Raw genomic sequence first — 25,361 nt, forward strand, 5'->3', positions numbered from 1 at the left:
TTGTCGTCAATCACCAACGCTCCGCGTTGCCTCAATCCTCCGCCTTGCGATGCACGACACCGGACCCCGCTCCCTGATCCAGCCTGATCCAAACGAAAGACCCTAAGTGGACGAGATCGACTTTCCACCTGACGTCCGGACGATGCTCTGGATCCTGCTGGGCGAGATGCCCCTGCAGGCCAGGGAGAATCTGGCGTGGGAAAGCCGTCATCTCTACCTTGCCCTGCAGAAGGGGCTGATGGACCTGCGCTCGGCCGCGCGGGAGACCATCCAGCTGGTCGAGGAGTCGTTGCCGCCGGAGGTGGCCCAGCCGTACATCGACAGCGTGCGCATGCTCACCGATGAGCCCGGCGGCACCGACCCCGTCCAGAAACTGCTCTTCCAGCTGGACGAGCTCGCCAACGGCCAGGTCAACTACTCGCAGTCGATCCAGGGATCGAAATGGGAGATCATCTCCGAGATCATCATGCTGCTCGCCGAACTGGCGCTGCTGGCGGCACTGATGGCGTTCACCGGCGGTGCGTCGGTCTCGCAGATGTTCCTGGCCAGGGCCCGCAGCAAGCTCGCCGTTCTGATGATCATCGACCGGCTGCTGCGGATGACGCACATCGCGCCGACCCTGAGCGAGGCGATCGAGGAGGCCATCCAGACGCTGGCGGTCCGCCTCGCCCAGATCGGCCTGAACACCGGTGGCCGCAGGCCCGGCGGTATCGACTGGAAGGACGTCGGGGTCGCGGGTGCGTTCGGTGCGCTCACCGGGGCCTTCATGGGGCTCTTCGACAAGTTCCTGAAGCCGTTCACGAACTACTTCAAGAACCTGCTCGACGACGTGTTCAACAAGTTCAAGTTCAAGCCGGACAGCCTGCTGTTCAAGGGGCTGGTGAACGGTCCGCCGACCGTCGTCACCGTCTTCGTGGTCTCGGGCGCCGCCGAGGGCACGGCCGAGGTCATCATCAACGGCGCCTTCTACAACAACTGGAACTTCAAGTGGGAGACCTTCGTCGGGTCGGGCACCAGTGGCCTGTTCGACGTGGGTGCGGGGCTTGCCATCGGCGGCGGGGCCGCGATCGTCTTCAACAAGTACTTCAACAACAACAACCAGTTCACCGATCTCAACAACCCGCCCGCACCTGACAGTCCGCTGGGCGGCGGCGGTTCGGGCCCCTCCGGGACCACGGGTCCCCAGGCGCGGTCGGCCGCCGGTCCGGGCCCGGGGGTCAACGGCCCGTCGACGGTGCGGAGCGTCGTCCCGTTCACCCCCGGTCCGGCGGTCCCGCCCAACACGACCGTCCCGTCCGTCTTCCCGGGCGGGATCGGCAGCGGAATCAACCTGCCACCGTCGCCGTCGTACAAGGCTCCGCCCCCACTGAACCCGACACCCACCGGGAGCTCCGGCAGCACCACGCGGTCGCCGGGCTCCACGAGCACCACGGGCGGCCCCGGCGGCTTCAACAGTCCTGGTGTCCTCGACGGCGTGACCGGCGTGACGGGCGTGACCGGCGTGACCGGCGTGACCGGCGTGACCGGTACGACGGGGTCGCAGGTGCCGTATCTGCCGACGCCCACCCCGTCCAGCTCCCCGTCGACACACTCTCCCTCCACCATCCCGTCCGCGTCCCAGCCCGACAGCACATCGCTGCCGCCCGGGTCGACGGCCGGGCCCACGTCGGGGCGCACGTCCGGGTCCCCGAACGGCACGGACACCGACCTCACGACGCCCGAGCTGACCCCCGACCTGTCGCCGGAGCAGACGCCGGACCTGTCGCCCGACCTCGCGCCCGGTACGACACCCGACGGGACTTCGGACGCGCCGGGTTCTCAGGGTGACCTCCCGCAGGGACTCACGACGCCGAAGGGTGCGCCCGCGCCGGAGGGCGCACCGTCGTCCTCCGACGCCGATGCCGATACCGATGCCGACGTGGATGCCGACGAGGGCGCCGCCCCGCAGGTGACGCCCGTGGGTACGCCCGCCGGTTCGAGCGCGCCCGCGCCCGGAGCCTCGCAGGGCACGTCCGGTACGGGTAACCCGTCGCAGCGGTCGTCCGGTCCGGCGGACCAGAACGGTCAGCAGCGCGGAACGGACCTGACGGAGCAGGACGGCAGCACGGAGCAGGAGGGCAGCACCGAGCGGGACGCCGGTACCGAGCAGGACGGCCGGAGGGGCCTCGCCGACGGTTCCGAGCAGCCGGGCACACCGCCGCAGACCGGTGCGGAAACGCTCTCCACCGATGCCGACGGTGACGCGGCCACCGCGCCCGGAGCGTCCGTGCCGACGCCGCTGCCCGCGGGGCCGGGCGGGTTCCGCACCTCCTCCGACGATCCTTCGCCGGCCACCGGACCGGCCGCACCCGCGGCGGCCGCGCCGCCCCCGCCCGCGACGGCGGCTCCGAACGCCCAGACGCCCGCCGCCGCGCAGCCGCCGTCGCCGTCGCCGGCCCGAGCCGGTGCCGACGCCGGTCCCGGGCGGGCCGACCGTCCGGCCCGGGGTGTCCCGGACGCACCCGGTCGGATCGCGCCGCCCGTCCCGGTCCGGACGACCTCGGGCACGGACGTCCCGTCGGTGACCGGTCAGGACGAAGGGCGGCCGGAGACATCCTCGTCACCGGCCCCTGAAGAGACCGTTACCGAGACCGAGACCGAGACCGAGACCGAGACCGCGACCAAGGGTGAGACCGAGTCCGCTCAGGCCCAGGAGTCCGGCCCCAAGGACAAGGGCAAGGGCGTTGACCGGGGCACGGTCCTCACCGGCGATCAAACCCCCGACGGCATCAGCGACATCTTCCCGGTCGCCCTCGCCATCGACGAGGCGCGCCGGGACCACGACGACGCGCTCACCGCCTTCAACCGGGCCGCCCGGAACGTGGACCGGCTCGCGCGACGGGTCGGCAGCGGCCGGGGCGGCAACAACGACGTGGTGAGGTTCCACGAGGCCCGGCAGGACGTCGAGCGGGCCCGGCGGCGGCTCGACGCGGCCGTGGACCGGCTGCGTGACCTCGGCGCGGACGCCGCCGCCGACGCCGCGCTCGCCGCGATCGTGCCCAGGGTCCCCCGTACCGACGCCGAACGGCGGAGCACCGCGGCGCTGATCACCACCGACGACCTGACCGCGGAGGCGCCCGGGCTGCCGTCCGACGGCACCGTCACCACCGCGGAGCTGGCCGCCGTCGGGGTGACGCTGGGCGAGGGCCCCGCACTCCAGGCCACCCTGAACGGATCCGTGCGGGTCCAGGACAGCGGCCTCGACCCCGTGGGCCATGTCCGGGTGCTGATGAACCGGCCCGGCCCCTGGAGCGGGGCGCTCGACGCCGTCGCGGCCCGCGCCGCGCGCCGTACCTGGGGCGCCGCCTACGAGGACTTCGCGCGGGCGACGTCCCGGGCGCCCGGGGTGCCGACCGGCACCGACCCGGCCGACGCCTGGCACCGCGCGGTGTCGCTGGTGCTGCCGCTGGAGCTGCACCCGGTACTCGCCGACTCCCGCCACGCGGACGCCGGACTGCGCGCTGCCGTGCGGCAGGTGGCCGAACACCTCGCCGTACACGGCACGGACGCCGTCTCGGGCGCGGACCTGGCGAGCCGGACACGGCGCAAGCTGGGGCTCGCGCCCCGGCTGCCCGGCGGCGCGCCCGGGTTCTCCCCGGCGGCGCCGGACCACTCCCGGGCCGCCGCCGAGCTGGAGCGGCTGGCGCTGCTGGACGATCCGAGCGGTGAGTTCGACGCGGACGGCCTGGTCCGGCGGGTGCTGCACGTCCCGGCTGGTGCCGAGGTGTCCGCCGGTCTCCACGCCGAGCTGTTCGCGCTGGTGGAGAACGCGATGGCGGCCGGATGGTCCTCCAGCGTGGATTCGTTGGGCGCCTACCACCTGGCGGCCGGGGGCGCCCTGGACCACGGGCGGCACATCGTCCTGGCGGACGGCTCGTACCAGGGTCTGAACCTGACGGACCAGGCGGTGGGCGTCGTGGACACCTCGCGGGTGTGGCAGCGGCGCGACGGCCGGTTCCAGGGCCCCATCGACCCGTTGTGGGACGCCGATTCGGGTGCGTACGTGATCGCGGCGAAGGGTGATCACGAGCAGGTGCTGATCCCCTGGGGCCAGGGTGAGCTGTCGGTCCCGTGGGGCGAGTTCGTCGAGCTGGTGGCCCGTGATCCGGGCCTTGCCGGGCTGCCGCCGGGCGTTCCGGTGGTGCTGGTGCTGGACCGCGGCGGTGACCAGGGACTTGTCATGCCGAGGACGTTGGCGTTCAGGACCGGCCGGAACGGGATCTGGGCGCACAGCGGTCAGGTCGCACTGGTCCACGACGCCGAGACCGGGTTCAGCAGGATCGTCGTCGAGAACCAGCGGGCGCGGAACGTGCCGCTGGGCGGCTGGTTCGGCAGTGACGCGGACGACCTCGGCCCCGACGGCATCGTGGACGAGGGCTTTGTGACCGCCCTGGACGGGACCGTGATCCCGGATCGTGCGGTCAAGTCGCGGACGATCGCCTACGAGGGCCGGCCGGTGGGCCGCGTCACGATGTCGGATGCCGACCTCGTGGTCAACGAGCCGGTCCTCGAAGCCCTCGACGAGGTCTCCGGGTTCTCGCAGTTCGATCCGGTCACCGCACGGGAGATCGGCAGCGCCGTGCCGCTCCTGGAGGACGGGCGGCCGGTCTACCGCTTCTCGCAGCACGGCATGCCGATGCGGGGCCTCATGGAGGTGACGGACGGCCGTCCGCCCGTCCAGGTGGACGGCGAGGAGACGGGCCGCTTCATCAGCCGCCGCCCGAGCATGCGCAAGCTCGGCGCCGGCGCGGTCATCGATCTCGGCTCGTGCTGGGCCGACGCGCAGGCGGAGGACCTGCCGTACCTGACGGACGCGGCGACACCGCCCTACGTCTTCGATGTGCTGGGCACGACGTCGTACGCCCAGGGCGTGGCGAACGGCAGCACCGCCGGCGTGCTGGCGGTGGACCGTGTCCACGCGTACCAGCGGACCGCCGCGGGCCCGAAGGCGGGCGTGATGGCCGGGCCCTCGGGTGAGCAGGGGACGCAGGTGCTGCTGCCCCCGGAGCCCCGGGGGGCCGATCTGGCGCAGACGGCGCGCTGGGCGGGACTGCACTCCGGGACGGGACCCCTGTCGCCGCAGGACACGGACGCGACGACGCGGCTGGTGCGGGCGCTGCGCAGGTCGTTCGGCGGGGAGGTGGCGGCGGACCCGGAGTTCCGGACGCTGCTGCGGGGCGCGGGCGCGCTGGAGAACATGCGCCGGGCCGATCGGCACCTTCGGGTGGCGGGCCCGTTCACCCTGCACCATCTCCACCTGGTGGTGCACGCGCGCCATCAGCGCACCGGCAACGACGCGCCGACACCCGACGAGATCCGTGCCGTGCTCCACGACGCGGCCGGCAGGGCGGACGAGGCCGCGGCCGGGCGGCTGACGTTGCACGGGTACACCCAACTGCCCTCGTTCGACTGGGCCCTGAGGCGGCTGAGCGGGCAGGACCTCTCCGCCCTCGCCGCCGACGTGCTGCGGCTGCCTCCCGGGCAGGCCGTGACGCAGGCGGACGTGAGCCGGCTGGTGTGGGGCACGGTCAAGGGCGCGGAGGCGCTGCGCGGTGTGCCGGACCCGGTGGCGTACGCGAGGAAGGTGCTGCACCTGCCGGCGTCGGCCGAGCTGTCGGCGGACGAGGCCGGGGACCGGCTGCTGTGGCTGATGGCGGGGGCGGCCGTCACGGGGTTCGACACCTCGGACCCGGCGGATCTGGCCGCGTGGGACCTCGTGCGCCAGGGCATGCTGGACGACGGCACCCGCCTCATGACGCACGATGTGCCGATGGGCCGCAACTGGACCCGCCGGCCGGTCGGCGGCGACGTCTCCACCCGGGGCTATGTGGTCTCGCCGGACGGTTCGGTGCACAACGGCACCGCGTACGAACCGGGTTGGCCGGGCGCCCCGTCCGGTTCCCCGGCAGCCGCGTACGTGATCTACGCGGACAGCACGAACGGCTACGTGTCGATGCCGTTCCCCGACGGTTCGAACCGGTGGGTGCCGGGCAGCGAGATCGCCGCGCTGCTGCGTCACGACCGGGTGCACCGGCAGCTCGCGCTGGCCGTCCCGCTGCTCATGGTCGGTACCCACACCAATCCCGTCGGGCTGGCCCGGCACGTCGCGGGCCGGTCGGGAACGGCGCGCACGACGGTGCTCTCCGAGCTCCCGAGCGCCCCGGTCCTCGACCCGGTGCGCAACGAGCACGTCATCGTCCTGGCGGGCGACCCGGCGCAGCCGGCGGCGCACTGGCAGACCGGCCGGCCCGCTCTCCTGCCCGGCACCTCCGCCGAACACGGCACCATGCACACCTTCTCGGGCCGGGCGCCGGTGCCCGCTGTCGTCGCCGAGGGCTCGCGCACCGCCGGGACGGTCGCGCCCGCGCCGGCGGTGGCAGCGCCGGCCGAGGTGAACGCGGACCGTGAGCTGTCGCCGTACCTGCGCGCGCACGGCACCCGGCACGACGGGCACATCGGTCTCGTCATCCACGAGCCGACCCCGGACGCCGTCCTGGACGGCCTGCACCGGCAGGTCGTCCGGGCTCTCGGGGCCGACCCGGACAGCGCGGCCGGCCGGGAGCTGCTGACCGGGCTGAGCGATGTGCTGAGCGCCGAGGAGGTCGAGCTGAACCGGCCCTATCTGCGCAGCCGGCAGGGCCACCGGATCACCGTCCGGCACAACGGCCGTGACCGCTCTGTGGACGTACGGCTCGCCTACTCCGGTGCCAGGCGGTCGGCGAAGTACGGGCAGAGCGACGACCAGCTCCCCGCGACGCTGCCCAGCATGCAGGTCGAGTTCCGGGCCTCGGGCGGACAGACGTCAACGGACGCGGAGGGCTCGGGCACCGTGCGTACCGGCTCGATCCCCTGGACCGCGGTCCTGCCGACCAACGGGACCGGACCGCTGCGCTGGCTGGACGGCACCTTCAGCCTGACCGCGACGCACAACCAGCTGGCCGAGTCCGTCACCGTCGGCGAGACGTTGCTCGTCCTGAACAAGCAGCAGGCCGAGGATCCGGCCCACCCGATCGACGTCGACGGGCGGTGGCAGGTCCAGGTGGGCACGGACCGCGAGGACGCGGTCGGCAACTGGCAGCCCGAGCAGTCGCACGGCGCCCTCACCATCTGGTTCCACGAGCACCTCGCGTTCGACGGCTCCGACACCGGCGACCTTCCGGAGCCCGGGGACTTGGGCGACCTGCCGCTGTGGGGTGTCGACAGCGTCGCCGAACCGCGCCGGCTGCTGACCGAGGTCCTGGCCGACGACAACTTCGCCGAGCTGCGCGACCTGCCCGCGGACTCCGAGCGGGCGCTGGAGAACTTCCTGCACGAGCAGATGCTGCGCGGCGCTCCGCAGCTCCAGATCGACGAAGGGGTGTACTCCTCGGCGTTTCTGGACAAGGACGGCAACGCGATCGGCATGCTCCAGCTCACCGCGCGGATCGAACCGGGTGAGCCGCTGCGCAAGAGCCCCGAGGGCAAGGCCCTGCTGGAGACGTGGATCACGCACACCTCCACCCTGGACCGGTCGGCGAAGTTCACCTCGGGCCTGGGGGCCGAGATCTCGGGCGGGCCGATGTTCACCGCCGACCAAGGCGCTGGACACCCCCGTGCCACGGAGTCGTTCGGCGGGAACTTCCTCGGCAGGGCCGGGGTCGCCTGGCAGGTGAACGAGGCGCTCAACACCGTCGAGAGCACGACGATGACGCACGGGCTGCGCTCCAAGAGCAGTCATGTGCTCACCTCGGGCCGCGTCACCTACTACGTGACGCTGCACCGGGCCGGCGGCGGGCGGGTCACCGGCACGTTCGGGCCGTGGGACGACGGCCTGCGGCTGCGGATCGCCCAGCGGACGACGATGCGCGGAACCGTGCCGTCGGCCGACGAACTCCGGGAACCTCCCGAGCACCTGGAGAACCTGGAGAACCTCGGATACGCCGAGACGCCCCTGAGGGTCGAGGGGGAGGATCAGATGTTCGCGCGGGCGGAGGCCTGGCTGCGCCAGGAAGGGTTCCTGCCGCCCGCCGAACCCCGCAGCAGGGCGAACCCGTTCCGGCTGGACGAGCCGCTGGTCCTGGCGCAGCTGGAGAACGTGCGGCGGCTGGCGCAGATGCGTTCACGGTTCGGCCTGGCCTCGGCGCTGGCGGACGCGGTGGACGGCGGGCATCCGGTGTGGTTCGAGCGGCCGAACGCGCTGACCGGCACCCGGCGGGTGCAGCTGCGGTTCTCCGCCACCGGGGACACCGCCCGCCCCTCGGTCCACGAGCGCAGGCTGTCCGAGGTCCACCACGTCGGAATCACTTCGCACGAGGCGTCCGGCGGGCGGCAGCGCGGCACCGCGCTGAGCGGCTCCCTGGGCGGCGGCGGAGCGCTCGGCATCCCCGTGGCGGACGGTGCCTGGGCGCTGAACCCGGGCCCGGAGTACCTGGGTACCAAGCAGCTCACGGACGCGTCGAACACCGGTGACTCGGTCGCGTACGACCAGTTCATCCTCACCAGTGCGAACGGCAGCGAACTCTTCCGAATACCGGCCAGGCTCGCCCTCGACCTGTACGAGGGCCCGAGCGACGACCCGCTCGTCCGCTTCGCCGACGACGGCGCCGACGCCGACGCCGATGCCGACGCCGCGGACGTGGAGGACGGCGCGGAGGGCATCGTGCTGCGTGCCCCGGGCGCCGTCCCGCACACCGTGCCGGGCACCGTCACCGTGCTGGTCCCGAACTACCGCACCCGCGTCCCGGCCCCGGCCCCCCTGCCCGCCGTGCCAAGGGCGGGACACGTGATCCGGCAACCGGTCACCGACGGCGGGGCGAGCGACGACTTCCGCCGCCTGGACCGGGTCGACAACGAGGGACACCCGCTGCCGGGGCTGACCAAGCTGCCGGTGGGCGCGCTCGTCGACACCTTCCGGGGCACCGCCGCCCTGACCGAGGCGCTGGGGCAGATCATCGCGGGGACCTACCCGGGCCACCCCGAACAGGGGCCGGTGGGGCGTGCGGTACGGCGTGCCTCCGTGCAGCTGAACGACCTCGCCACGGAGACCGCCAGGCGGGGATCGGCGGTCAAGGAGGCGCTGCCCGCGAGCCTGACCGGTGCCGTCAACCGGGTCGGGGCGGCGGTCGGCTGGGCCGCGACGCCGGTGACCTGGGCGGCCAAGACCTCCGCCGACGGGGCGGTGGCGACCTACAAGTGGACGTCCGTCGCCTTGGCGGGAGCCTCGCTGAACGACCAGGGCACCCTGGCGACCGAGGCCCGGCAGGGCGCGATCCGGCCGTCCCAGCTCATCGCCCGCGCCACGCAGATCCTGGACGGCGTGCAGGTGGTGGAGGGCCTGACCCTGCCGGGCATGGCGGCGAACCGGACCATGACGCTGGAGATCATGGGCTATCTGACCAACCCCCGGGTGCTGGGCTCCGGGTCGCTCTACTCCGAGCAGGACGTCAACTCCGGTGACACCGCCGGCCGGCAGCGCGCCGTCGGGCGCGTCCACCAGGGAACCTTCCAGGTCACCGCGGTGCAGGCGCCGCCTCCGCCGCCCCAGCAGCTGGTCCACCAGGCCAACCCGATCGGCCGCTACGCCTACTCCCGCCGGGCCGACGAGACCAGCACGGTGAGTTCCACCACGAAGGTCACGCACGCCGTGGAGGAGACGGGCGACAAGCTGTGGATCGTCAACGACGTGACGCTGCTGGTGACGGTCAAGTGGGGCGTGCGCAACGTGGCCGGGAACGCCGTGGGCCTGGGCAGCTTCGCCCCGGTGACGGTCGCGATCGACCTCGCCCGCGGCGTGACGTACGTGGCTCCCGCGCAGAGCGTGGCCCGCGCGGCGCAGTGGTTCCAGGGCATGGCGGGCATCCCGGCCCTGACGCCGCCGGGGCCCGGCGTCCCCCTGCCCAACCGCTTTGTCCGGAGCCGGCAGCTGGGCAAGGCGGGCGTGCTCTCCGTGACCCAGCTCGACGACACGACGAACCGCAGGGAGCGGCGCGACCGGCTGGGCCGGGAGCTGACCGTGCTGGCGGAAGAAGAGGCGTCGGGCTCCCTCCAGCCGGGACACAGCGCCCACCTGCCCGGTGTGCAGAGCCAGATCGCCCGCCGCACCGGTCCCGTGGGGCTGAGCGCCCTGTTCGGACGCGGCCCCGGCGGCCACTCGCGCCTGCACTTCCTGCACAGCGCGTTCGGCGGGCTGCGGCTGGTCGAGGTGACCCTGCGCTCCGAGCCGATCCTGCAGACGCCCGCCCTGCGCGCCGTACGCGGCCGGCCGGCCGGTGAGGGCGGCGGCCTGGAGCAGGTCGACACGCACATCCCGCAGGCGAGGTCCACGACCTCGGCCGTCACCAAGACACATCAGGTCGCGGTCAACATCAACTCCCGCTACCCGAGGCCCGGCACCACCGGGCGCACCGACCGCGAGGGCCCGGCCGTCGCACTGACCAACGTCAGGGCCCGCACCGCCCGGAACGATACGGCGACGGAGGACCGGTACTGGACGCGTACGGCACTCGGCGCCGACTTCGACCTCGACTACCGCGCCATCGGGACGGTCCGCTCCGAGCTCGTGAAGGCGTGGCCGGCCAACATCCCCGGCGGCATCTTCCAGGGCGGGCTCCTGAACCTGTCCGGCCTCGAAGGCGATGTGGCCCAGCGGGTGCGCACCTGGATCGACCGGCTGCTGAACGGCCGGCCGGAGCGCACGGTCACGGTTCCGGTCGCGATCGAGGTACGGTTCGTCGGCTCCGAGGCCACGGCGCCGCGTGAGCACGCCGGGCCGCGGCCGCCGGCCCTGCTCACGCGCCACCCGCTGGGGCTGACGGCGGCCGACGCCGCCGCTCTGGGCACCCTGCCGTTCGCGGGCGACGCGCTCCTGCTGCCGACCGGGCTGACGCCGGTGCACGAGGCCAACGCCGTACCGCAGCTGATGCAGGCGCTGCACCAGGTCGCCCCGCACCTGGCCGCCTCCTGGGGCCTGCCCGCGAGCGCCTCGGCGGAGGCCGTCGCCGTCCGCCTGGGCGAGCTGATCCAGACCGGGGAGGTCACCCTGGACCCGGCGCGCACGGCGGCCGGCCTGACCACGACGATGCCCGGCAGCTGGCCGCTGCAGGCGCCCGTCACCGCGCCGTCCCTGGGGATCGCCCTGTACAACCCGCGCTCGGCATCGGACTCGGGCGACGGCGCCGTCGACCGGGTCCGCAGGCAGGTCCGCACCTCCGGGACGAACTCGTCGGCCGGCAGCTCCTTCGCCCTGAACCTGAACCACCAGAGCAACTTCGGCCTGCCGAGCGGCAACTCCCAGTTGGTCGGCCTGAACTTGCCGCTGCTGGCGCAGCAGCCCCACACCAACACCTCCGGCGGCAACGCCTCCTCCTCCCGGTTCACCAGCGTGCGGACCGGCACCGCCGCGGCACCCGCCGACGGGCGTGGCACGCAAGCCCACGAGACGCTGGTCGACACCGTCATCACGGTGACCGGCCCCGAGGGCACCCGGTACGTGACCGGGAGCCTCACCGTGCGGCTGTGGGAACGCGATGTGCTGGGCTTCGGTGTCACCCGGCCGAGGCCGGGCCCCCGGATCTACGACGTGCCCGCGATGCTCGCCGACCAGGACGCGGACGATCTGCGGGACTGGTCGCGGCATCCGGTCAACGAGCTGCCCGGGGTGCTGGCGGACGGCATCGACGAGCAGGACACGACGGCGGAGCTGTGGCTCGCGCTCGGCCCCGATCCGGACGGCACCCGGCTGGCCCGCGCCCTGTTCGTCGGCTCCCGCACGGCCGCGCTGTCCGGGCGGCCGGTCGAACTGGTCGTCCGTACGGAACAGGGGCTGCGGCACTGGCCGTTCGCCGCCGACGGCTCCCTCGCCGACGCGACCGACGCCACCCGGGATGTCTGGGAGGAGATACAGGACAACGTCGGCGGCTACCTGGACGCGGTGCGGGTCGAGGCGACGGCACGGTACCGGGAAACCGTGGCAGCGGCACGGCGGCCCGGTGCGCTGCGGGCCCTGGAGTCCGTCGGCCGTACCGTGCACACCGCCACCACCGCGCACGGGGCCGCCGAACTGGCCGACGCAGACGCCGTCCGGACCGCTGAGGCCGCCCGCGCGGAGCTCGACGGCGTCCGGGCCCGGATCGCCGAAGCGCGGACGGAGATCGCGCGGCTTGAGCAGGCCGGGCGCGACGCGCGGACACTGCACGACGCCGCCGACGAGGAGGAGCGGGGGCTGCGGGAGCCGTGGCGGCGGGCGCTGGCCGAGGTGGAGCGCCTTGAGGGGCTCGACGAGACCTCCCCGGTGACCGGCCAGGCCGCCGCCGACCGGGAGAGCGCCCTGGCAGCGGCCGAGGAGCGCGCCGACGCCATCCGGGAGCAGGGGATCGCCGCCCGAGATCAGCGCCTGCGGTACGAGCGCGAGTTCACCGCCGCCCGCGAGGCTGCCGCCGAGGCCGAGGTCGCCCTCGACGCAGCCCGCGAGGAGGAGGGCCCCCTGGTATCGGAGCTCGCCCGCGCCGACGAGGACGTGGCCCGGACGGGGCATGCGCTGCTGCGGGCGGACGCCGCCCTGCGGAAGGCGACCGCGGCTCGCGAATCGATCCGGACCCAGGTCGGAGGCATCAGGCAGGACCTGACCGAGGCCCGGCAGGACCTGGCCGAGCAGGCGCGCCGTCACACCCAGGCCTGGCAGCGGCTGCCCGGCCTGGTGAGCACCCTGGAGGCCGGCCGCCGCGCGGAGGGCAGCGGCACGGAGCCGTCGCTGCTCAGCTCCATGTCCTCGGCGCCCGCCCGGCCGACCCGCTCCGGCCGGTTCAGTGGGCAGCCGCTGCCCGCGCCGCCGCCGCAGGAGCGGACGGCGGCCGCTGCCGCCGCGCCCGCCGTGACGCCGCCGCCCCCGTCCGGGACGACGGCGCGGCCCTCGCTGCCGGCGGCGGAACTGGCCGCCCTGGCCGGTCTGCTGCCCACGATGGCCGGGCCGGACCGGACGGCCCGGCTGCTGCCGCTGTCGCAGCGGGACCGCGAGGCCCTGGCCGCCGACCGGGAGCTGGTCGCGGAACTGCGCCGGGGCCTGCCCGCCGACGAGTTCGCGCGCACGGCCGCGCTGCTGATGGTAGATGTCCCGGCCGGTGCCGAGCTGAACGTCTCGGCGGGGATCGAGGCGCGGGCGCAGGTGGCGCGGATGCTGCGCTCCCCCGCGGCGGCGGAGCGGATGCTGAACGAGGGCGCGCGGATGATCGTGGTCCCGAAGGACGCGGCCCTGACCTCGCTGGAGGCGTTCCGCACCCTCCGGGGGGAGTCGACCGAGGACGCGCGCCCCTTCGACACCGAACGCGGTGTCCAGCTCGACGGGCGGGTCGCGGCCGCGGAGGAGAACCTGCTGGGAGGCACCACGAGCGTGCCGGGCGCGGGCCCGCACCACGGTGGCTACTCCACGACGACGCACGAGTTCGCGCACGCCGTCCACCGCTACGGGCTGACCGACAGCCAGCGGCGGCTGATCACAGAGGCGTTCGGCGAGAAGGTGCGAAAGGGCAGCTTCACGGAATGGCCCGACGGCTCGCTGTACGACGAATCCGGCACGCGACGCAACTACTCCTCCCGCGACGAGTACGAGTACTTCGCCCAGCTCACCAACGTCTACCTGTCGACGAACGCCGGGACGGACCCGTACACCGGCCTGCCCCGCAACAACGGGACCAAGTGGGTCCGCACGCACGAGCCGAAGCTGCTGCCGCTGCTGCGGGAGCTGTACGGCCCCGACCCGAAGGGCTTCCACCCCTGGCAGTCCAACCCCCGGCAGGAGGAGGACGTCTGGGCGGGCTTCCGGGCGATGTGGGACGCGGCCGAGGACGCGCTCGTGCCGCAGCCCCACGCCCCTGCCCCGGCGCCCGGCCACCCGGCCGGGCCCGCCGCCGCGACGGCGAGTGCCGAGGCACGGGAGCGTGCCCGCGCGGCCCTGACGGCTCCCCTCGTGCCCCTTCCGGTGCTCAGCCGTGCGGAGCTGACGCGGAAGGTGCGCGAGGTGGCGAGGCGGGAGCCGGCGGGACGCATGTCCTTCGAACGGTGCCTGACGCTGCTCGGGGACCTGCGGGACAGCCTGTATCCGCGGGGTGTGCGCCCGGCTGTCACGCTGGACGACTCGGCGATCCGCCCCGGTGCGGCGTCCTCGCTGGTGGCCGGGCCCGGATGGCGCGGGGTGCGGGCCTGGGGCGAGGTGGCGGACGCGGTCCGCGCGGCCGGGCCGGGGGCCGTGGGCCTCGTCCTGGCGCGCGGTCAGGGCGAGGTGCCGGGCCACGCGTGGGCGGCGTACCACCTCGGCGGGACGGACGGTGTGGTGTGGGTGGACGTGTCGGCCCGCGCCGACCGCCAGGTGTCGGCCTTCCCGCCCAGGGTGGTGCCCTCCGACGGGCAGGCGCTGGTGATCGACCCCGCCGGGAAGGTCGTGGAGGACGCGCTGCCGGTGTTCGCGCAGTCGTCGTCGACGGCGGCCGCGATGCTCGACCCGGCAGTCGAACGTCGTTACGGAGCCATCGGCCTGGAGGTCGAGAGGCGTCAGGTGTTCCTCATCGAGGAGGGCGGTGACCTGCCCGCCAAGCTGGTGCTGGCCACTGCCCCCGGCTTCAAGATCGTTACTGATCACGGCGGGGTCTGGCGGACCGCCGACGGGCGGCTGCACCTCACGTACCCCGCGCTGCCGCCGGGAGCGCCGATGCCCACCCAGACCTCCTATCTCATCGGCGAGATCGTCACCGAGCCGATGGCGGTGCTGCCGGGCGAGCGGAGGCAGCCCCAGGAGAGCGCGCTGGCGAAGCTGGGAAGGATGGAGCGGGCGCTGGACGCCAGGGACGATCCCGGCGCGCCCGAACAGATCCCCCTGGCCGATCTCTTCCCCGACGGCGACGGCTGGACCACCACAGAGCTGGGTGACCGCATCCTGGTCGGCCGGACGCCGGTCAGGTCCAACCTCGCCTACGTCCAGCCCACCACGGGACAGCCCGCCCTGGGCCTGAACATGCTCCAGGACCATGCGGCGGACCGGCTGCCGCCGGGACCCTTCGGGTCGGTGGACGCGGCGAGCCGGGAATTCGCGATGAAGACCCTCTCGGAGGTCCTGCGCACCTTCACCGGCCGCGCCGACGTGCCAGATGTGGCCGTTCCCGTCCTCGCGGCGATACCGGACGTCGAGGACATGTGGGGCTATCTGCGGTTCGGCTTCGTCCACACCGTGGCCAGGCCGACCGGCGTCATCCTCAACCGGGGCCCGGTCCCGTTCATGGTCAAGAACGCCTTGGCGGTGGCGTCCCGGCCCTCGCTGGACCGCGTCCTGCGGGCTCTGCGGCCCCGCAGCCGGCAATTCCTCGACCAGCACCACGACAACATCAGCGGAGGTCTCGCCGCCACCCTCGGCCGGCTCCTTGAGCTCTACCAGAAGGCCATCATGCCGGGGGAGCCGGTCTTCCCGGGGTTCTTCGACGCGAGCATCGGCGACGTGCCCTCCCCTCGCGAGCACCTGACCTCCGTACTGACGGGACGCACCTCCGAGGGACGGATCGTCACGCAGAAGCAGATGGTCGACATGGACGACGACCAGTACCCGACCCTGGACACCAACGACGGCTGGCTGGCGATCCCGCTGGTCCTCACGGAACTGCGGCACTTCGCCTACGAAGGTCAGCTGATGACGCCCGAGGACATCCGGCGTGCCGTCGCCGAGCTGTCGCGGCTCAACCGGGAGGCCTATCTGCGGGCGCAGACGTACGCGGCCCCGCTGCCCGAGGACGTCCTGCTCGAATCCATCGGGCGGATCGTGGACAACCCGGTGGTGCGGGGTCTGGCGGCCTTCGTGCAGATGGCCCTGATGATGGGTCTGCCGCGGCCGAGCGGCGGCGGAGCCAGGAGGCTGATGTCCATCGAGGACAGCCAGCGGACCGCCCGCGCGCTGGGCGCCTACGCCCTGGGCACCCCGCTGCCCGCCGACGACCCCGTGCACCGGGCGCTCCGGGAGGCCGTCGACGAGGCGTCCGACGCCATCGACGGCATGCCGCCGATGCATCAGCCGAGGCTTCGGAGCATGATCGACGCGGCCCGGGGCGCCCTCGCCATCCTGGCCGATCCCGAACAGACACCGCCGGTCCTGGAGTGGAGGGCGGAGCTTGTCGCGCTCGACGGGACCCGGGTCCTGCTGGAACGCGTGCTGACGGTCACCCACCGGGACGCGGACGGGCGATCGGTGGGGCTGTCCTCCCGCCCGGCGCAGGACTGGCAGGACGCTCACCGGCACGCCTACGGGGCGATGCCGGGAGCGGCCGGGTTCACGCTGGTGCGGCGGGAGCCGGAGCCCATGGAGAGCCCGCTGCAGCCGTTGCCGTTCGGCAAGGCGCGTCTGGTGGGCCTTCGCGGCGACGCCCGGGGCGCGGTGCTGGCGCTGTCGGACGGCAGCGACGCGACCTTCGACTACGCGCGGATCGTGGACCTCCTGTTCGCCGTGGACGGCGATCTGACGGCGGCCCTGCCCGAGACCGCGGTGGTGGTGGCGGGGGCCGATCTGGCGGGTCCGCCGGTGGCCGATCCGCTGGAGGTCCCGCTCCCGGGCCAGACGCTCTCCAACGGCTTCGACCGGTGGGTGTGGGGGACGGGAAGCGGGGCGGAGCCGGTCTTCGTCCCGGGTGAGGGAGGTGCGCCGGGGCGGTGGCAGCTGGCGGAGGGGGACTGGTGGGTCGGCTTCCGCCGCGAGCCGTCCACCGCCGAGCTGGCCCGCCTCGCGGAGCGGGTGACCGGCGACCGAGGGCGCGCTCCGGCGGTACGGCGCTGGGTGCGGGCGATCCGGCTCGTCTACGGTCCGCTGCTGGAGGACGACCGGGCGGCGTTCGAGGCGCTGCTGGGCGGGTTCTGGGCGCTGGACCGGGCACGGGCGGCCAATGGCTCGGAGTCCCTGCTGACCTGGGGCGCCCTGCGGGCGGCGGTCGGCTCGTACTTCGCCGACCTCGGGCAGCCGACGCCTCCGTTGTCGGTGGCGCTGCAGTTCCTGCTGGTCGGGGCGGCGGGTTCGGTGGGCGCCGATCTGGAGCTGTCCGGACTCCAGCTGACTCCCCGGTACCAGAGCGTGCGGGCCTGGGACGGAGCCGCCACCCCCGACGCTGTCGGCGGGGCGGCGCCTGACGCGGGGATGACCCTCTTCGGGCCGTCGCCGGAGCAATCCACGACGCAGGCCGCTCCGGCGGCCCCCGCCGAGTCCGCCGCCACTGCCGCGCCCACCGCGCCCGCCGCGACCGCCGAGTCCGCCGCTCCCGCCGCCGTGACGGGAGGCTTCACCGGGCCGGACGACGACATCCTCTCGGCGGGGACGATGATCGCCGGGCCTTCGCGGGGCCGCAGCTGGAAGAAGGCGTCCGTGCACCGGGTGCTGCCGGAGGTGCGGGTCATCGAGACCCGGGCCGGCGTGGTCCCCAAGATGGTGTCGACTGAGGCGGCACCGTGGCCGCAGGACGCGTACGTGGTGTCGGCGGACGGTGAGAGCGGGCGGGTGCGCCTGCCGGACAGCCGGGTGCTGGACGCCGAGGGGCTGGCCGACGCGCTGGAGGCCGACCCCGAGCTGACGAAGCTGGCGAAGAACGTGCCGGTGGTGCTGGCCGTGCCGTACGCGGGGGCGCAGTACCAGCGGACGCTGCGGGCGGTGGCCGACCGGCTGGGGCGGGAGGTGTGGGGTCCCAGCGGTGATGGGCGCCTGATCCCCGACGGTTCGGGGGACGCGCACGTCGTGGTGATGGTCGACCGCGACCCGGACGCGCCCGTCGGGTTGTGGATCTCGGTCGCCCCGTCCGGGAACACGTCGTACGAGGACCGTCAGTGGACCGCGATGGACGGGACGGTGTTCCGCGACAGCGACGTGGACACGCGGCCGCTGGCGGACGACAGCCATCGGCGGTACGGCCGGCAGGCGGTCGCCAGGGGGGACGCGCTGCGGTCCCGGGAGGAGCGCTTCCGGATCTTCCGGAAGATGAGCCGCCTGGTGCACCGGACACACGTCGACACCGGTTACCAGGACACCGGTACGGAGCCGGTGTCGATGGCTTCGGCGGTGTATCTCTTCGCCGCGCACGGCTATCCGGGCCGGATGCGGCTTCCGCTGCTCGACGGCCGGACGGTGCTGCTGGAGAAGCGGGACGCGGCCGCGTACATCGCGGGCCTGCGCGAGGTGCGGGAGCTGCCGCCGGGGCACCGGATGCATCTGGAGGTCTGCTGGAGCGCGACGGACGGCGACCCTCGGCAGCTGCAGAACTCGTACGCGCCCGCACCGCATATCGACGATCCGCTGGACGACCTCCCGCTCATCGGCCTCGTCGCGAATCTGAGCCGGATGGAGACGGAGGGCAGCACCAGGCAGACCGGCATGGACAACACCATGCGGGTGGCCCTGGAGGGCGCCGACGGCGAACGCGGCCGCCGGGTCGTCACCCGTCCCGAGCCGCTGGCCCCCGAGCTGGACCAGCTGGCGCGGGTGGCGGGACTGCACCAGGGTCCTGGTGAGGCCTCGCCGGAGGTCCGGGCCACGATGCTGCGGCTGGTCCGAGCGCTGCGGGCGGTGTTCACCACCGGGATCGAGGATCACCGCGGCGTGGGCGGCCGGTACGAGCGGGTGCTGAAGGGGATCGGCGCACTGGAGCGGATGCGGGCGAACGACCCGGCGATCAGCGCTCTCACGCCGTTCCGCCTGGACATGTGGGCCTTCTTCGTCCAGGAGCACAGCGGGAAGGCGCCGGCCCCGGCCGGGTACGTGGCGCTGCTCGACTTCGCCGCGGTCCGGATCGCGGCCGATCCGGACGCGAAGCTGACGGAGGAGATACCCGCGCCGCCCCTCGACCTCACCCTCCAGCACATGGGTGAGAACGGCATGGAGAAGATGCGGTACGTGCAGTCGCTGCCGCCCGGCGCGCCGTTCGTCCCGAGGCAAACGGCGTCCACGCTCTGGGCCATGACCCGGGTGGCCCAGATCTTCCGGTCGATGCCGCCCGCCGACCGGGAGGCGATGGGCCGCAAGGTTCTCCACCTGGATGTGGCCGCCGTGTGGGACCGGGCCGGGCAGGAGACCCTGTGGAAGCTGATGGCCAAGGCGATCGCGGAGGGCGCGGACGCCTCCGACCACGACCTGCTGGCCGCGCGTCATCTGAAGGAGGTCGGCGCCTTCGCCCCGGCTGCTCTGCTGCGGCAGGGCCCGAACGTCCAGGGTGTGAACTGGTCGGGTACGCCGGCGCCCGCCGGGATCGACTGGGGCCGGGTGCGGCGGATCGCGCAAGGGCCCAACGGGACGGTCACCCAGCCGGTCCAGCCGGTCTGGACCGGTCCGGACCGCCCCATGCCGCTGCTGAGCGTGGTCGAGGTCGACTGGGCCGGTTCCATCGTGGTGCATCTGCCGGGCCGGGCTCCCGCCGAGGTCTCGGAGGGAGAGTTCCTGGCGCTGATGGCGATGGACCCGGCGTTGGGTACGGTCCCGCTGAACATCCCGGTGCTGTTCCTGACCACCGGCCCCGGGGTGCTGCCGCCAGGGCTGTTCCAGCGGTTCTCCCAGCTCACCGGACGTCCGGCCTACGGCTACAACGCGCCGATGATGCTGAACGCGCCCGATGCCGAGACTCCTCGCGCGATCCTCGCTCTCCTCGACCCGGCGACCAAGGCCCCGGGCCGGTGGACCGGGACCGTCCGGCAGTTCGCCTCCCCCGGCATCACCACGGACGCCGCGCTCACCCTCTTCGGCACCGCGCCGGGCAGCTCCGCCCCGCAGGACGCCGGGCCGCTGCCGGGCCCCGAGGGCGCTGCCCCGGACCCGGCCTGGCCGGCGCCGCAGGCCCGGCGGTCCGGCGCCGGTACGTTCCACTTCGCTCCCGGAACCGTTCCGGGCGCCGCCGCCCGCACGGGCACCGGCCCCGGTGAGCGGGACGAACGGTCCGGTCTCGGCCACCCGTCCGCCGCCCGGATCAACGCCACTCCGGTGTCCCCGGCCGCCCCCGAAATCGCCCCGGAGACGGACTCCGGGACCGACCCCGGCTGGGCGGTGCGGTCCTGGCGGCCCGCCGGATCGCCGGGCGCGGTGCGGTTCGCGGGCATGTACCGGGACCGTGAGTGGCGTGGTCGCAGCGTGGCCCTGGAGCTCGCGTTCGCCGGGCACCTGGGCCGGACCGCCGGGCTCACCGAGACCGTCCGTGACGCGGTGCGCCGGATGTACGGGGAACTCGCCGAGCGCCACGGCGAGACCGCGGCCCGGCGGGCCTTCTCCGCCCCGGACACGGTCGCCGGGGACCCGGCCGCCGAGCTGGAGCGGCTGCTCGCGCTGCCCCCGGGACCGCTCGCCGTCGACGAGCTGATGAGCGCGCTCACGTACGCCTCGTACGCGGGCCCGGGGCTGCCGAGCGAGGTGGCGGAAGCCCTGTCCCGGCCGGTCGGCCGGCGTGCGCGCTTCGCGCCGGGCAGCGCGTACCGGGAGGTGCACGACAGCCGTGGCCTGCGTCGGGTGAGCGGGGACCGGGGGCCCGCGCTGCGGCTGTTGCGGACCTACGCCGCGCTCGGCGCCTCGCCCGCACAGCTGCTCGCGTTCCGCGACGCGGTCGTCGCCTGGGCGGTCCCGGCCGACCTGCAGTCGCTGCCCGAGATCCTGAGCGCCTCCCACCGGCTCGGCCTGGGAAGCGGCGGGGAACGCGACCTCGCGCTGCGCGACGGCGCCGCACTCCACAACTGGGCCGCGGACACCGCGGCGGCGACCGTCGCGCCCCTCACGGACCCGGACACCCCGCCCGCCGAGCCCCTCGTACCGCCGCATCGCGCCCTGTACGCCGAGCGGATGACGTTCGGCCGGGACATCACACGCAGCAGGCTCGACCTCCCCGGCGGCCTCGTGGCCCTGACCGGCGCCGCGCTCGCCGGGGACCCGCTCCCCGACACCGACCGGGGCCGGGCGCTCGGGACCTGGCTGAACCGGTACGGGGACGAGGGCCGGAAGGCTCTGGAGCGGCTGCACCCGGCCCATCTGACGGCCGTACACCTCTACAGCGGCGCCGACTACCGGCAGATGAAGGCGTTCCTCAACGGCGAGCGGTTCGGCCCCGGCATGGGGCGCCGGCTGGTGCGCCTCAACACCTGGACGATGACCCGGAAGATGGCCGAGGTCGGCGCCGCCGACCTGCTGCCGATGACCCTCCGCAAGCAGCCCGGCTTCACCGCCCTGTTCGACGCGATGTGGGACGTGGACGACCTCCAGGACCCGACCCCGGAGGTGGCCGGCCTGCGGCGACGCCTGGACGCGATGGCCGACGCGCTCTACGAGGACCTGCCGCTGCACGTCGACATGGCGATCGAGGCGCTGGAACTGCTGCCCCCGCTGAACCGGGACGTCTGGTGGGGCGACCGGGGGATGCCGGGCCCACTGGGCGGGCCCCCGGCGGACGGACCGGTGTACGGCAGGGACGGGATCACGATGCCGTTCTTCCGCAGCACGGCGCTGGTACGCGAGGAAGCACTCGGCTTCATGCACCGCAGCAAGGGCGTTCCCGGGGACGCGCACCGGGGGCTGGTGCACGTGGCGGGCTCGACGGCGCGGGAGGTCAGCCCGTTCGTGGTGCTGCCGCTGGAGACGGAGGCCCTGTACCCGCCGGGCGCCTCCTTCGGCATCTCCGGCCGGACGGTCGTTCCGGGCGGCCCGCGTACCGAGCCCTACGAGTCCGTGGAAGTCACGGAGATGACACCACGTCACCGGATGCCCGGAGCCACCCCGCAGATCGCGGAAGCCGGACCGGCGGACGAACTGTTCGGCATCGGCCCCGCGACCGGCGCCGCCGGGTCGGAGGAGCGGCCGGCGCCGGTGCAGCGGCCGGGGGAGGACACCTCTGTCGGTGATACGGCGACGGCGCGGACGGCTCCGGCCCAGGCTCCCCGCGGCTACCGGCGTACCGGACCGGACTCCGCCGAGTTCGGCTCCACCGCGTTCGCGCTCCACGAGTCGCCCGGAGAGGGCGACCGGACCGTCGACACGCTGCTGTTCGCCCTCCGGTACACAGCCACCGACGCGCTGAACGCGGCGGGCGTCGAGACCGCGGAGGACCTCCGCGACTGGCTGGACCGCACCCTCACCGCCGACGACGTGTCCGGGGAGACGGTGCCGCCGCTCGACGGGGGCCGGAGCCTTCCGCTGGGTCTCCTCGACCGGATCGGCATACCGCTCGCGACCGACCAGCGGGCGGAGGCGATGCTGCTGGGCGACCGGTTCCCGGCCGCACGGATCTCCCCGGATCCCGTTCAGCGTCTGCGGGCCCTGCTCAGCGACCCCTCCCACGGGGGCGACGGCGTGGCCGTGCCGATGGGCCCGCTCGTGGCGGCGGCGGCTCGCGGGCTCGGCGTCGCGGTGGCCGTGGCGGAGCCGGACGGCACGACGACGCTCCACGGCGAACCCGCGGCGCCCACCCCGGCCGCCCTCCTGGTCCGGGACGGGGACCGCCTGCTCGCCGGACTGCCGGACGGCCCGGACCCCACTCCCACCGCCCCCGGGAGCGAGGCACGGCTGCGCCGGGTGGCGGAGGCCCTGTCCGGCGCGCCGCTCCCGGTGCGGAACCTGCTGACGGCCCGTCCGGCGCCGGAGTGGGTCATGGCCCGCATCCGCTACGCGCGGGAGGCGAAGCGTTTCGAGCGCCGCCTCGGCCGGTACCTCGGCACTCACGAAGCGGCCAACGCCCAGCTCGGCGTGATGGTGCGCGAGCTGTGGGAGCGGGCCGCGGCGGCGGGCCGCTGGTCGGAGCTGGGCTCGGACGACCCCACCGTGGACGGGGCGGTGGGCACCGACCGGGACCGGCTCCTGGCAGTGGTCGAGTCGGGCAACCTGCGCGAGCGGATGGGAATGCTGTGGATCGGTGCCCAGTCACCGGACGGGCACGGCGGACTGATCGCGGACCTGTTGGGCAGCCCCGACCCGAACCCCGAGGTCATCACCGCCGAATACCGTGCGTCGAGGCCGCAGTCGGAGGCGATGACGGCCTACACGGCCCTCAGCGGACAGCCGTCCCGGCCCCCCGGCGAGCAGGCGCGGCTGGACGAGGCCGGGCGGACGCTGCGCACATCGGTGCGGCCCGAGGAGCTCTCACCGCCGCTGAGCGAGGCCGAGCGGGCCCTGACGGGGCCGGATGCCGTCCCGTGGATCCCGGGGGCGAACCGCTTCCACATCGCGATGAGCACCGGTCCGCAGTCCGACGCCGAAGCGAACGGCAGCCTGGTCCTGGCCGGTACCTCCGGTTCGGCCCACCGGTTGATGTCGCAAGCCGCGAAGATGCGTGACGTCTGGGGCCTGGACGTCGATCTGGGCCTGGTGCGGATCGGGATGATGGCCGAGATGCTGCAGGCGGAGCACCACTCGCTGGACGAGATCATGCGCGGTTCCCAGCTCGTCCTCGACCGCCTGCGGCGCAGCGGCAGGGCGGAGCCGGCCGAGCTCGACTACACCGACAACTGGGGCCGTTACTGGCGCATCGCCCCGCTGACCGAGGCGGAGCTGCGGGAACACGTGGCCACGGACGGCCGGTTCCCCGACGAACACGCGCTGGGGACGACGGGCGGACCGGCCGCCGCGGCGCCGGACCTGCCGGGCGACGCGGAGGTACCGGACCTCCCGGGCGATCCGGCCGTGCTCGCCTGGCTGGTTGCCCATCAGAACAGCCTGGAGGACGTCCTCCACATTCTGACGGCACTGAGCCCGGACATCCTGTCCGGCTCCGACGACGGGGTCCTGACCGACGACCGGCTGGAGCAGCTGGTCGACGCCTGGCTCCGCGCGCGGAGCCAGGACACGTCCGGCTCCCTGGCCGACAAGCTCCGCCGCATACTGGACGACCGCGCCTGACTTCCCGACGAGGAGCTCATGAACGACAACACCGCGCCGCCGGTCCCCGCGGAGATCGAGGAGGCCGCCCGGCTGGCCCCCGACCACTGGCTGGCCATGGTCGACCCCGCGTGGTCGGGGGAGGGCGAACCGCCGGACTGGGCGGTGGTGGGCCAGTGGCGGTCCGGCCCGGACGGTGAGATCGAGGAGTGGCGTGCCAACGAGGGGTACCGCCCCTCGCCCCAGGCGCTCGGCTGGCCCGCGCCGGCCGACCCGGTGGACGATGCGGTCCAGCTCGCGGCCACCGGGTACGGCCCGGGTGAGGCGGTGCCGAGGGCGCTGGCCGAGGCGGAGGTCGCCGTGCTGCTCGGACCCGGCGGCGGCCCGCTGTCGGCCACCTCTCCCGACGGGGCGTCGGTGGTGCCCGTCTTCACGTCCCCCGGGTACCTGCGGGCGGCCGGGCGCTTCGGTTACGAACTGGCGCCCGTGGCCGAGGTGGTCGACCGGATGCCGGACGGCCATGTGCTCTACCTCAACCCGTCGGCACCGGTCGGCATGACCGTGGAGACCGACGCCCTGCGGCAGGCGGTCGACGCGGCGGTGCGCGGGGCGGACGGTTCGCCGGACGGGACGGGCTCCGCGTGACGGGCCCCTCCGGCACCCCCGACGAGGGCGCGGTCCCCGCCGGGACCCTGGGCGGTCCGGCCGCCGTGCTGCGGGGCCGGCCGGGGTTCCGTGAGCCGCCCGAGGAGTACGTCAGGGCGGCCAGGGAGGCCCCCGGCCACTGGCTTTCCGTGGTCGACCGGCACTGGGACGGTGACGAGGACCAGCCCCCGCCCTCGTGGGCGAGGCTCGGACGCTGGCGGAGCGACGGCAACGGGGAGATCGTCGAGTGGGAGGAGAACCCCGGCTACCGCCCCTCGCCGGACGCGCGCGGCTGGGCCCCGCCGGTGAGCCCCGTGGACGCCGCCGCTCAACTCGTCGCCACCGGCTACGCGTCGCAGGAGCTGTTCGCCCTGGTGCTCGCCGACGCCGAGTTGGCCGTGTGCGTCGACGGGAACGGCGGTCTGACGGTGACCCGGGCGCAGGACGGTACGGAGGCGGTGCCGGTCTTCTCGGCGGCTCCGGATCCGGCCGCGGCCGAACTGCCCGCGCACGAGGTGATGTTCGTACCCGAACTCCTGGACCGGCTGCCGGCCGGGAGGGAAGTGCTGTTCCTCAGCTCGTCCGCCCCGGTGGGACAACTCGTCACGGTGACCGAACTGCGCGCGGGCAGGGCCGAACTGGAGGAGTACGAGGCGCAGGAGTCCCGCGATGAATGGCCTGCCTGAGTCGTTGTGCGGGTACGGTTGACCTTTGAACGGTGGAACGCGGGGGCGGAGCACGGCGTCTCTCCAGGAGTACGAACCGGGCGTCAGGGTGCCGTCGGCAGGCCGGGAACAACGTTGTCGTCGGGATGGGGGCCATGGTCCTGTCGGGTCCCTTCCTGCGATGCTCTGTG

General features: G+C 74.0%; 3 protein-coding genes. All 3 read left to right on the top strand.

The features are described 5' to 3' along the window. Positions 1-106: 106 nt before the first annotated feature. From ACFVQ0_RS16975 to ACFVQ0_RS16985, 3 genes are read left to right on the top strand one after another with little or no spacing between them, the layout of a single operon-like run. Positions 107-23,881, top strand: a complete 23,775-nt coding sequence (locus ACFVQ0_RS16975) for a lonely Cys domain-containing protein (RefSeq protein WP_390088679.1) — start codon at positions 107-109, stop codon at positions 23,879-23,881. 18 nt (positions 23,882-23,899) lie between these two features. Further along, positions 23,900-24,505, top strand: a complete 606-nt coding sequence (locus tag ACFVQ0_RS16980) for a type VII secretion system-associated protein (protein ID WP_390088681.1) — start codon at positions 23,900-23,902, stop codon at positions 24,503-24,505. Beyond that, positions 24,502-25,191, top strand: coding sequence for a type VII secretion system-associated protein (locus tag ACFVQ0_RS16985; protein WP_390088683.1), 690 nt, complete (start codon positions 24,502-24,504; stop codon positions 25,189-25,191). Before ACFVQ0_RS16980 ends, ACFVQ0_RS16985 begins: the two co-directional genes overlap by 4 nt. Positions 25,192-25,361: the final 170 nt, after the last annotated feature.

Source organism: Streptomyces sp. NPDC057900, from assembly GCF_042887885.1.
Taxonomy (GTDB): Bacteria; Actinomycetota; Actinomycetes; order Streptomycetales; family Streptomycetaceae; genus Streptomyces.